Origin of the sequence: Sphingobium algorifonticola, assembly GCF_004005485.1 — a bacterium.
GTDB classification, from domain to species: domain Bacteria; phylum Pseudomonadota; class Alphaproteobacteria; order Sphingomonadales; family Sphingomonadaceae; genus Sphingobium; species Sphingobium algorifonticola.
In genome coordinates, this window is sequence record NZ_RZUL01000021.1 from 1 (window position 1) to 10,478 (window position 10,478).

At 65.4% G+C, this 10,478-nt stretch carries 13 protein-coding genes; 6 read left to right on the plus strand and 7 right to left on the minus strand.

From position 1 onward, the window contains the following. Positions 1-376: 376 nt before the first annotated feature. Positions 377-964, plus strand: a complete 588-nt coding sequence (locus ENE74_RS17740; RefSeq protein WP_127692200.1) for a PRC-barrel domain-containing protein — start codon at positions 377-379, stop codon at positions 962-964. Positions 965-979: 15 nt separating this feature from the next. Here the strand turns inward: ENE74_RS17740 and ENE74_RS18365 are convergent, their stop codons facing one another. Next, positions 980-1,150, minus strand: coding sequence for a hypothetical protein (locus tag ENE74_RS18365; protein WP_164847543.1), 171 nt, complete (start codon positions 1,148-1,150; stop codon positions 980-982). A gap of 137 nt (positions 1,151-1,287) precedes the next feature. Here ENE74_RS18365 and ENE74_RS17745 point away from each other — a divergent pair, with 137 nt between their 5' ends. The 4 genes from ENE74_RS17745 (at position 1,288) to ENE74_RS17760 (ending at position 5,161) form a co-directional block, all read left to right on the plus strand. Further along, a complete protein-coding gene (locus tag ENE74_RS17745; protein ID WP_127692201.1) occupies positions 1,288-1,779 on the plus strand; it encodes a hypothetical protein in 492 nt (163 codons plus the stop codon). Positions 1,780-1,914: 135 nt separating this feature from the next. After that, positions 1,915-3,036, plus strand: coding sequence for an alpha/beta fold hydrolase (locus ENE74_RS17750; RefSeq protein WP_206517761.1), 1,122 nt, complete (start codon positions 1,915-1,917; stop codon positions 3,034-3,036). Positions 3,037-3,128: 92 nt separating this feature from the next. Next, positions 3,129-4,055, plus strand: a complete 927-nt coding sequence (locus tag ENE74_RS17755; RefSeq protein WP_478403543.1) for a bifunctional enoyl-CoA hydratase/phosphate acetyltransferase — start codon at positions 3,129-3,131, stop codon at positions 4,053-4,055. Further along, positions 4,052-5,161, plus strand: a complete 1,110-nt coding sequence (locus tag ENE74_RS17760) for an acetate/propionate family kinase (RefSeq protein WP_127692203.1) — start codon at positions 4,052-4,054, stop codon at positions 5,159-5,161. Before ENE74_RS17755 ends, ENE74_RS17760 begins: the two co-directional genes overlap by 4 nt. A 39-nt stretch (positions 5,162-5,200) precedes the next feature. Here ENE74_RS17760 and ENE74_RS17765 read toward each other — a convergent pair whose 3' ends face one another. Continuing rightward, complete coding sequence (locus ENE74_RS17765; RefSeq protein ID WP_127692204.1) at positions 5,201-5,587, minus strand: CZB domain-containing protein; 387 nt, start codon at positions 5,585-5,587, stop codon at positions 5,201-5,203. 162 nt (positions 5,588-5,749) lie between these two features. Between ENE74_RS17765 and ENE74_RS17770 the strand changes: the two genes are divergently transcribed. After that, positions 5,750-7,537 (plus strand): sensor domain-containing diguanylate cyclase, encoded by a 1,788-nt coding sequence (locus tag ENE74_RS17770; protein WP_127692205.1) that lies wholly within the window; start codon positions 5,750-5,752, stop codon positions 7,535-7,537. 68 nt (positions 7,538-7,605) lie between these two features. Here ENE74_RS17770 and ENE74_RS17775 read toward each other — a convergent pair whose 3' ends face one another. The 5 genes from ENE74_RS17775 to ENE74_RS17795 all read right to left on the minus strand — a co-directional run. Next, positions 7,606-8,646 carry a deazapurine DNA modification protein DpdA family protein gene (locus ENE74_RS17775; protein ID WP_127692206.1) on the minus strand — a complete coding sequence of 347 codons (1,041 nt, stop codon included), beginning with the start codon at positions 8,644-8,646 and terminating at the stop codon, positions 7,606-7,608. A 77-nt stretch (positions 8,647-8,723) separates the two neighbouring features. Further along, the gene (locus tag ENE74_RS17780) at positions 8,724-9,239 is read right to left on the minus strand and encodes a thermonuclease family protein (protein ID WP_127692207.1); all 516 of its coding nucleotides are present in this window, start codon (positions 9,237-9,239) and stop codon (positions 8,724-8,726) included. Beyond that, positions 9,236-9,442: a hypothetical protein gene (locus ENE74_RS17785; RefSeq protein WP_127692208.1), complete on the minus strand. Its 207-nt coding sequence runs from the start codon at positions 9,440-9,442 to the stop codon at positions 9,236-9,238. Before ENE74_RS17785 ends, ENE74_RS17780 begins: the two co-directional genes overlap by 4 nt. A gap of 37 nt (positions 9,443-9,479) precedes the next feature. After that, positions 9,480-10,088 (minus strand): DUF6927 domain-containing protein, encoded by a 609-nt coding sequence (locus tag ENE74_RS17790; protein WP_127692209.1) that lies wholly within the window; start codon positions 10,086-10,088, stop codon positions 9,480-9,482. A 35-nt stretch (positions 10,089-10,123) separates the two neighbouring features. Then, a partial coding sequence (locus ENE74_RS17795; protein WP_241242087.1) for a zincin-like metallopeptidase domain-containing protein occupies positions 10,124-10,478 on the minus strand: 355 nt, incomplete at its 5' end.

The window sequence follows — 10,478 nt, forward strand, 5'->3', positions numbered from 1 at the left end:
TCCGGTCGGGCTACGCCCGCCCTCCGCCGCACGCAGCGCAAGGCCATCTTCAACAAACCAACATCATATCCGAAAAGGGGTCCCTCTTCGACGCCGATCGGGGGTCCCTTTTGAACGCCGTTTGACACGCTTGATGATAGCGAAAGGCCACGTCGTAGCTCATGGGGTTCTCCGGAAGTCTCGAGCGGACGTCCGCTCCCTTCCCCGACCTCCCTCTTTCCTTTCTTTTCGTGCGGCCCGGAGGCTCTGATGAAATCGGCATGTGTCCGGGAGCCGCGCGGCAGCCTGTGAGTTTGATCCGGGCGCCAGGCGCCGCGGACGCGCAGGGCTTGCCGCAGTCGGAAGCCTGGAATGGACGGGCGAAAGGACAGGACGCATGGAGGATATTGCCGGTTGGATCGCCCCGATCGCGACGATGATCGCTGCGATGATGACGGCCGCCAATCTGGGCGCCAGGGTCACCGGTTCAGGCTTCGTGGTCTTCACGATCGGATCGATCTGCTGGTCGATCGTGGGCCTCTCGACGGGTCAGACCAACCTGGTTGCGACCAATGGCTTCCTGACCCTCGTCAATCTCATAGGAGCATGGCGCTGGCTCGGGACGCAGCGCAAATATGAAGAAGGGGGAAAATCCGCGGAGCAGGCAAGCCGCCGTTGTTCGAGTGACGACCTGTTCACCGCGACGGGCCTTGCCGGAATACCGGTCGACGACGCGAAGGGCGACCGCATCGGCCGGGTGGTCGAAGCGCTGGTGGAATGCTCCACAGGGACGATCAGCTATTTCGTCATTTCGAGCGGAGGGATCGGCGGCATCGACGAGAGCTTGCGCGCTGTCTCCTGGGACAATATCGCGCTTCGTGACGAGCGGCTGGTCCTGAGCTGCGACCGCACCGGGTTCGAGCGTTTGCCCGTACTGACGGACGGCCGTTGGCCGGCAAAGGCCCCTGCGCCGACAGGACGATAATGGCACGCCGAAATATCAGCGCGGTCGTACGCTCTTGGCGGCCTCGTCGATGCGGCGGAGAAGATCCTGGAAATCCGTGTCAGCGGGCGGCCCATAGAGGTGCCTGAGCGATCCGCCGATATTGCGCAGCTCCTGTTCGCGGACGGATCCGGCGGAACACTGAGAACGAGTTTGGGACTGCGCCATGCTCCGTTCCTGGAGCAAAATGGTTAACGACCCGTGGATGCCCTGATCAAGGGGGCGCGCGCAGCCGCACTGCGGCGCACGCAGCAAAACTTGACGGGCGCTTTTGTTCTTGGTATGTTCCAATACAGGAGGACTTTATGCAGCGCAACCGCACCATCTATCTTGAGCCGTTCGATCTCGACGTCACGCTGCGCGACGCGGCGCTCGACGAGCAGAACCGGCCGGCACGGCGCATGATCGCCAATGCGGCGATCGGCATGCATGTCGAGGACGCTTATTATTCGGTGCGCGAACTGCGCGAGGCGGTCAGCTGGATCCATGACGGGGAGCCGGGCGGCAAGCGCAGGCTGGCTGCGATCCTCAGCAATCCCGTCGGCGACGACTTCCAGCGCTCTGTCTATTTCTGCCTGGCCGGACGCGGAGTGGTCGAAATGCTCGATGATCTGATGTGGCTCGAGGACCTGCTTCAGGCGCGCGGGCGCATCGCAGGCGACATGCATCGCCGCCGGATCCGGGCGATGCCGCTCGTTTCGCCCTATGTAGCCGACGAACCCGATGGTCCGATCGTCTCGCAGGACGAGGATTTCGCGCAGGGCCGCTCCTGGTGGGTCGATCCCGCACTGTCCTGAGGCGCACAATTGCGCTTGGCGGCTGGGCGAAGGCCCGGCCGCCGTCATGGATTCTGCGCGGACGGCGGGTTATGGTGCGGAACATTTTTTCGCGGGCTTCGCGCCTGAGTCGCTCCTGCCGACCGGAGGCCATGCTTGGACGCCCATGCGACGATCTCACCGGACCATGAGCATAGTGTCCCTTTCTTCTGGCCTTTGACCGCCGCGCTCACGCTCGGGGAAAAGGCGATCGAGACCATGCAGCGCAATCTCGATTTCGCCGCCGAAGCCGGCGAGATCGAGAACCCGCCCGCGCCCGAATGGGCGAGCGCCAACACGGTCCGCCTCGACATGGACACGATGCGCCTGCGCGCCTTCAGACCGTCGGCAGGCGGCAGCGGCCTCCCCGTCCTCATCGATGCGCCCTATGCGGGGCATAGCGCGACGATCGCCGACTATGACCAGGGCCAGAGCCTGGTCCAAACGCTGATGGCGAACGGCCTCGGGCAGGTCTTCGTCACCGACTGGAAGCCGGCAACGCCGCAGATGCGCTATTTCGGCATCGACACCTATCTGGCCGAGCTCAATGCCGTGATCGACGACCTGGGGGGCGAGGTCCATCTCATCGGCCTGTGCCAGGGTGGCTGGCTCGGCACCATGCTGGCCGCACGCTTTCCCGGCAAGCTGCGCAGCCTGACGCTGGCAGGCTCGCCGATCGACACGGACGCTGGCACCGGACCGATCCGGCAGCTGGCGCACAGTCTGCCGCTTGCCGTCTATGAGGAGATGGTGGCGGCCGGCGGTGGGACCATGCCCGGCCGGTTCATGCTGACCGGCTGGAAGAATATGCACCCGGGCAAACAATATCTCGAAAAGTTCGAGACGCTGTACCGCCATGTGGAGGATGCCGACTATCTTGCGCGAACGGAGAAATTCGCGAGCTGGTATGAGAACCCGGTCGATTTGCCAGGCCGTTATTATCTCGAGGCGATCGGCCAGTTGTTCAAGGAGAACCGCCTGGCAAAAGGACGCTTTGTTGCGCTGGGCCGTACGCTCGATCTCGCGCGGATCACCATCCCCCTCTATCTGCTGGCGGGCGAGGCGGACGACATCACGACGCGCGAGCAGGTGTTCCGCGCAGCTGAGCTTTTCGGAACACCGGCCGATCAGGTTCGAAAGTGCCTCGTGCCGGGCGGACATATCGGCCTGTTCATGGGACGCGAGACGCTGAAGACCGCCTGGCCCGATATCGCGCGATGGATCGGGCAGCTTGGTTAGATGCGCTTGGCCATGTCGCGCCGTAGCCCTCGGCGACAGGCCGGCAAGCCATGCTCACCGCAAGGAAGAGAAATAGGAAGAGGCCCCGAAGGATGACACTGCCGACCGACCTTCTGCTCGAGCGCTGCCATGCGCTGCCGCCAACTCGCACCGCGATCGTCCATCCGGTGTCGACGAGCGCGCTCGAGGCGGCGGCGGACGCGGCCCGGCGCGATCTCATCGTGCCCGTGCTTGTCGGCCCCGCCGCACGCATCGCCGAGGCTGCCAGGCGGGCGGGCGTGGATATCGCCGAATGGGAGCTTGTCGATACCGAACACAGCCATGCCGCGGCCACCAAGGCGGTCGCGCTCGCGGCCGCCAGGACGGTGGAAGCGATCATGAAGGGATCGCTTCATACCGATGAACTGCTGGGCGCCGTTCTGGAAAAGGAGGCAGGGCTCAGAACGGAACGACGGCTCTCGCACGCCTATGTGATGAGCATCGCGACCTATCCCAAGCCTTTCGTCATCACCGATGCGGCCGTCAACATCGCGCCGGACCTCTCCGCAAAAGCCGATATCGTGCGCAATGCGGTCGATCTGTGGCATGCCCTGTTCGGCGATGGGCCGCCCAAGGTGGCGGTGCTGGCGGCGGTCGAGACGATCAATCCGCGCATGGTCGCGACGCTCGATGCGGCAGCCCTGTGCAAGATGGCCGACCGGGGCCAGATCACAGGCTGCCTGATCGATGGCCCGCTCGCCTTCGACAATGCGGTGAGCAAGGCGGCGGCGCGCGAAAAGGGTATCGTCTCGCAGGTAGCGGGCGATGCCGATATCCTGCTGGTGCCCGAGATCGAGGCCGGTAATATGCTCGCCAAGCAATTGAGCTTCCTCGGCAATGCGGAGGCGGCCGGTATCGTGCTCGGCGCGCGCGTGCCGATCATCCTGACAAGCCGCGCGGACAATGAGCGGGCGCGCCTCCTGTCCTGCGCCATCGCGGTGCTGCTTGCCGAGGCGCGGCGGCTGGGCCGGATCAAATGATCGACGCGCTACTCATCCTCAACACGGGGTCGTCGAGTCTCAAATTCCAGGTCTTCGCCCGGGACGGCCTCGCGATGCTGATGGCGGGCAAGCTGACCGGGATCGGCGGCGACACGCGGCTTGCCTTCCGACTTGGGCCGGCCGGCGCCCGGGATGACAGCGCTCTTGCCTGCGCCGATCATGAGGCGGCGCTGGCGACCGTCATCGACCTGATCGACCGGCATGACGAGGACTGGCGCCTGGTGGCGGTGGCCCATCGCATCGTCCATGGCGGCAGCCGGTTTACCGGGCCTGTGGTCGTCACACCGCAAGTGGCCGCTGCGCTCGAGGCCCTGATCCCGCTCGCGCCGCTCCACCAGCCGCACAATCTCGCCGGCCTTGCGGCGGCAAGGGCGCTGGCGCCCGGCGCCGTCAACATCGCCTGTTTCGACACCGCTTTTCATGCAGGCCATGAGGCGCTCTTCCACAGCTTCGCGCTGCCGGCGGATCTTCGGGACAAGGGCGTTCGGCGCTATGGATTCCATGGACTGTCCTATGCGTGGATCGCCACATGGCTTGGCCGCGAGGAGCCGGACCTGGCCGCCGGCCGGGTCGTCGCAGCGCATCTGGGCAACGGCGCGAGCCTGTGCGCGATAGCGGGCGGCCGGAGCATCGACACGACGATGGGCATGACCGCGCTCGACGGCCTGCCGATGGGAACGCGCGTCGGCGCGATCGATGCCGGGGCGGTCACCTATATGATGCGCGCCTTTGGCCATGATCCGGACACGATGGACGCGATCCTTTATGAGCGCTCGGGTCTCAAGGGATTGTCGGGGATCAGCAACGACGTCGCCGCGCTGCTCGCGAGCAGCGATCCGGGCGCCGCCTTCGCTCTCGATTATTTCGCGCTCAAGGTCGCGCAGTTCATCGCGGTCATGGCCGTCTCGATGGGCGGCATCGACACGCTCGTCTTTACCGGCGGCATCGGCGAAAATGCAGCGCCCGTGCGGGACGCGATCCTCGAGCGGATCGCGTTCCTGGGCGATATACAGGTTCGCGTCGTGCCCGCCGACGAAGAGCGGATGATGGCGATCCAGGCGGGCGCGCTCCTCGGCGCCGCTTGACCGCGCCGTAACGCAAAGCCAGGGCAGGAGCCTGCCGGTTCAGATCAGTTCGCGCTTCCATTTGGACAGCGCCCGCACGAGCTTGTCGGAGCGTTCGGTATAGTCGCCGTTCAGGAGAGCCTGGGCGTCTGCCGTACGGCCGCCAAGCGCCAGAGCGAGAACGCTGCCCGCCGAGTGATGGAATTCGCCATGAAGCCGCTTCACCACCTGAAAGGGAAGGCCGGCCTTGGTGCCTGCATCGAGTTCATCGCCGTAGAGCCATTTGCCAAAAGCGCATTCATTGTCACAGGCCGCCTTTTCCGGTGTTATGTCGGACCGGCCGGTCGTGATCGCGGTCTTGAGGCGAAGCTTCCACGCGCCGTGCGCGCCGATGGCGTTGGAGACCTGGGTGGAAATGCCGGAATTCATGAGCGTGCTATCGGACATGCCTGGACCTCGAATAGGAAGAGTTCCCCCCTATCGCCCAATCGTTGATCGACCCCTAAGAGCAGCACGTCCTGCGGTGATCGCCCTCGAAATTTTTGTCGAGCCTCGCTTCCGGCGGCCTCCGACAAGCGGGCATTAACCTTCCTTCTTTAGCGGCGCGGGATGGCCACACCGCTCACCCGAATCCGCCGTTCACCGGCCTTGCACGCAGCCGTCAGCGGCATCGGCTATTTCCTGTGTGCCGCCCTCTCCCTGCGCCTCAGCCGCTTCGACGGCGGTATCGCCATCATATGGCTGGCGGGCGCCTTTCTCACGGCGAACCTGCTCGCCGCACCGCGCCGCTACTGGCGGTTTGTCATAATGGCCAGCGTGCCCGGCGCCTTTGCCGCCGGCGCCCTGTTCGGCATGGGCGGGACGGCCGGACTCCTGCTGCCCGCGACCGCGCTCCTCGAAGGCATCGCCGTGGCCTTTGCACTGAGGCGCGTCTATCCGCGCTTCGGCAGGCTGGAATCGCTGAGAGAGGTTGCGGCGTTTCTGGGTCTAGCCGGGTTCGTGATCCCTGCTTTGGGAGGCCTCGTCAGCGGCTGGGCTGCGCATCGAACCATGGGCCTCGCCCCCTTCCACGCCTGGCACGACTGGTATGCCGGCCATGCGCTCGGGTTCATCGCCTTCACGCCGGCGCTGCTGTTTCTCCTGAAAGGCCGCTTTTGCCAGCAACTCGAACAGGCGGGCAAGCGCAGCAGGGCTGAATGTGCAGGACTGCTCGGCGCTGTAGCGCTCGCCTCGGTCGCGGCGTTCGGCCAGAGCGAGGTGCCCCTGGTTCTCCTGCCGTTCGTGCCGATGCTCGCCGCGACGTTCAGGCTCGGTCCGGCAGGCGCTGCGCTGTCTGTGACGATCCTCATGGTGACCGGACTTGTCTTCACGCTCCTGGGAACCGGTCCGACCATGCTGCTGCATGCCAGCCCCGCCCTGCGGCTGCAGGTTCTCCAGATATACTTCGCCAGCACCGTGCTCATTCTTCTGCCCGTGGCGGCAGAGCTGCGCGCGCGGCACCGCCTGTTCGATCGTCTGAGGTCAAGCGAAGCCTTGCACCGACTGATCCTCGATCGCGCGAGCGATCTGGTGCTGCGGGTCAGCGCGGACGGGTTTGTCCGCTACGCCTCGCTCTCCTGCACGCCTCTGCTCGGGATCGAGCCGTCGGAGCTCATCGGCCGCTCCCTGTTGGACATCGTGCATGGCGCCGATCGGCCGGCCGTGGTCGCGGCAAGGACGCAGGCGCTTGGCTCGCCCGAGGAAACCATCACCGTCGAATTCCGCATAAGCCGGCCGGACGGCAGCCTCAGCTGGGTCGAAAGCCATATCCGCGCGGCCCTCGGGGAGGGAGGCCGCGTCATGGGAACCGTGAGCGTGGTGCGCGAGATCACCAAGCGGCGGCAGAAGGTGGCCGAACTCAAGCGCCAGGCGGAAACCGACACGCTGACCGGCCTTGCCAATCGCCGCGCGCTGAGCCGCGCGCTCGATCGGCACGCCAGCGAGAAAAGCCCGGCGGCGCCGGGCTATCTCGCAATGTTCGATCTCGACCATTTCAAGGCCATCAACGACCGCTATGGCCATGCAGCAGGCGACGCCGTGCTCGTCACCTTCGCCGAGATTCTGCGTTCGGCGGTGCGTCAGGACGATGTCGTGGCCCGCCTCGGCGGCGAAGAGTTCGTCGTGCTCCTCAAGGATGCGACCGCGCCCATGGCCGAAGCGATCTGCCAGCGCATTCGCAGCCGCTTCGCCGAGGCAGCACTTAAGGCCGTTACCGGGCAGACGATAGAGGCGACGGTGAGTGCGGGGATTGCTCGCCTCGGCGACGGGGCGGCATCATCGGACGTCCTCGCTTTGGCCGACGCCGCGCTCTACCGGGCGAAAGCGAATGGCCGGAACCAGCTTCAGTTCGCGGCGTGAAGGATCCCGGCAGACACTGAGTATGTCGCAGAAGCGCTTTTGCGATACATCCAGACGGGTCATCTGGTTCAATGCCAGCTGCCCTCTTGCTCATGCAGCAGTTCGGCCGCCCATTGCTCGATCCAGGGATCGGTCATGGCATCATGATCGATATCCCCGTCCTCGATGAGACCGCGTATCTCGTGACGCGCCTGCGCAATTGCCTGCTCCCAGGCATCGGTCGGTGGCACGTCATCCCCTGTCAGGGGCTGGACCGGCAGCCGCCGCGTTCGCCCCGACAGCCGCGCAACCTGTCGGCCATGCCACGCCGCCATATGATCGGCAACGAACTGGTCCGTCTTGGCCTGTCCGTATCGCCGCGCGGCCATGCGGGCGCTCAGGCCATAGGCCTGACTGTCGATCGAGGCCACGCGCCGGCCGAAAGCCTTGAGATAGGGCAGCGCGTCCCCCTTCACCCCAAACAGGTGCAACCGGACGTGGGACGGCAATAGTCGGTCGAGATGGTCGATCACGGCCACGAGACCTTCGGGGCCATGCACGGGCCGCCGGCACATGCTGCCGACGCCGACGAGCCCGGACCGGTCGATCAGGAGCGACAGGGCGTCGGCGCAGCGTTCATAATCGACCGGGCGGCGGCCCTGGATGACCGGCAGGAAGCGCGCGCCGATGCCTGCATCCTCGCCGCGCAGACGGCAGTCGATATTGGCGCGCACGGTCCGGGAGATACGGTCGAGCACCTCTTCCCGGTCTGCAGCGACCTCGGGCTCGACGCAATAGTCGAGACTTGCCCACCACTGAAATGGATAGGCCGCAGCGAGCGCGACATAGTCGGCAACGGTCCAAGGATAGCCGCCATAGGCGACCATCGCGCTGAAGCCAGCGCTGTCGAGGCTGAGGCTGGCAAGGCCGAGATCGCGTGTCAGGCAGCCTGTCGACCAACCGGCCCACTCCCGCACGCCTCGGCGCCTCGACCATCGCGACAGCGCATTGGCCGAGACGAGCACCGGCTGCCCGAGGTCCCGCGCACGGCGCATAAGCTCGCCTTCCGCAAGATGCGGCAGCCCGATCATCACCTCGATCGAATCCGCACGGCTGCTGCCGATGTTCATGGAATATCCCCTCGAGAGCCGTTGAACTGCGCGAGGTTCGCGGATCGGGCTGACGCCCGGCGCCCGGGCGGGAGTCTTCAGTTCTCGCAGGCCAGTCTTCGGCCTCGTCGCCATTGCGCCGGTTCGATCCATTTCCCCGCCAATGCGCCGGCCCGGCTGCGCTTCGCCTCTGCAAAAGCGCGATCATAGAGCTGGGCGCGCACGCGGTCCTTGCCGAGAAATTGGGGTTGCGGGATCGCGAGACCCTGCCGGATCATCCATTCTCCCAGATCCGCGCCGCCGACGCTGACGGTAGCGACAGGTCGCCCATAGCTTGCGCCGCGGCTCAGCCGGATGGACGCATCACCCCTGCCTAAAAAATGGGCAGCGCTGTCCTGGGCCGCCTTTCCACACGCCCAGCAGGCGCCGTCTCGTTCGCATAACTGCCGCCGCTCGAAGGCATCGACCCCGAGCAGCCGGAAGTCAGTCGCCACCGTATCGCCATCGAGGGCCCTCGCCCTTGCCGCGAACGACGGCTCACCCGCGGCATCGCGGGCATCCGCACCGCCACAGGCACCGATGAGGAGCAGACCGATGAGCGCAAGACGCCTCAAGCCACGAGTTCCGCGACGGCCTGCCCGCGTTCGGCGGGATCGATGGAGACTCGATAGGGCTGGAGCGGGTCGCCCGTCGCGACGATAGCCAGCCGAGCGGGATGCCGGTCGAACATCCGCGCCGCCACGCGCAGCGCATGATCGCGGCTACACAATTGCCGCCGCTTGGAGGACAGACCTGTTTCGTCCTGTGCCGCTGACATGATCTTTTCTCCTTCCTGTCGCATAGACGATTGGCGCTCAGGCGAACACCGTCTTGTGGACTCTGGTCACCGGCACGATCGACCAGGGCCGCGCCATCAGCCGGCTTATCCTGTAGAAACAGCCATTCTGCGGATCGAGCAGGACGATGCTGCGCCCGCGCTTGCAGACCACGAATTCCTGGGCCTCATGGCCGTCGGTGAACGTGATGGGCGCGGGAAACAATATCCGGTCGCCGTCCGCCAGCTTTCTCGAGCGCGCGGCGAGATTGGCGCGGCAACGCGCCCGCCAGTCCCGTGCATAGTCGTTGGCTGTCGGCGAGAGAAGCTCAAGGATATGCGCGGGACAGTCGGCCTCGTGCGGCCCCATATTTTCGCTCATGTCCTTGTAGCCGAATTGATGGCCGTCCTTCGACCTGGGGTTCCAGCGAACCAGGCAAACGACGGCAAAGACTTCGCCCGCCACGCCATCCCTGAGGGTCTGCGCCGCGGCATAATAGACACGGTTTCCAGGGCAGGACGAGGCAAGGACCCGCTGACCCCGAAGCGTGCCGTCGACCTCGAGTTCACAGGTCAGTTGCGCGTCGAGATAGGATTTGGCGGTCTTGTGGCCGCCCATCGAGGTGAAGGGCATGAAAAGCCATCCCATGACATCTCTCCAGATCTTGGGGTTGAGGATGATGCTCAGGCGGCGCGCGCAGCCTGCTCGACTTGGCGATCAGACGCGGCGGACGCATTGAAGCTTTTGAGATAGGCGAGCGCCTGTTCCGCCTTGGCGGCGGCATGAATGATTGCGGTCTTGTCGGCCTTCAGGATCGAAAGCCAGTGGCCAACATAGCTTGCATGACTGTCATGCAGCCGGTTGGGCAGCCGCAGATCGGCGCAGCACAGGCCAGCACCGATTTCGGCGCAATATCCTGACAGTCCAGCTAAAAGTGGCGGTTGGAAGGTAAAAACCATCGGTGCCTCCAGCACTGCCCAAAACCCCATGGGTCCCCCGAGGCGGGGGTGGGCGGCGAGAACGACCGGAGAGGCCCGC

Coding starts and splice junctions, on each gene's coding strand:
- ENE74_RS17740 (WP_127692200.1), top strand. CDS start 377: ATGGAGGATATTGCCGGTTGGATCGCCCCGATCGCGACGATGATCGCT.
- ENE74_RS18365 (WP_164847543.1), bottom strand. CDS start 1,150: ATGGCGCAGTCCCAAACTCGTTCTCAGTGTTCCGCCGGATCCGTCCGC.
- ENE74_RS17745 (WP_127692201.1), top strand. CDS start 1,288: ATGCAGCGCAACCGCACCATCTATCTTGAGCCGTTCGATCTCGACGTC.
- ENE74_RS17755 (WP_478403543.1), top strand. CDS start 3,129: ATGACACTGCCGACCGACCTTCTGCTCGAGCGCTGCCATGCGCTGCCG.
- ENE74_RS17760 (WP_127692203.1), top strand. CDS start 4,052: ATGATCGACGCGCTACTCATCCTCAACACGGGGTCGTCGAGTCTCAAA.
- ENE74_RS17765 (WP_127692204.1), bottom strand. CDS start 5,587: ATGTCCGATAGCACGCTCATGAATTCCGGCATTTCCACCCAGGTCTCC.
- ENE74_RS17770 (WP_127692205.1), top strand. CDS start 5,750: ATGGCCACACCGCTCACCCGAATCCGCCGTTCACCGGCCTTGCACGCA.
- ENE74_RS17775 (WP_127692206.1), bottom strand. CDS start 8,646: ATGAACATCGGCAGCAGCCGTGCGGATTCGATCGAGGTGATGATCGGG.
- ENE74_RS17785 (WP_127692208.1), bottom strand. CDS start 9,442: ATGTCAGCGGCACAGGACGAAACAGGTCTGTCCTCCAAGCGGCGGCAA.
- ENE74_RS17790 (WP_127692209.1), bottom strand. CDS start 10,088: ATGGGATGGCTTTTCATGCCCTTCACCTCGATGGGCGGCCACAAGACC.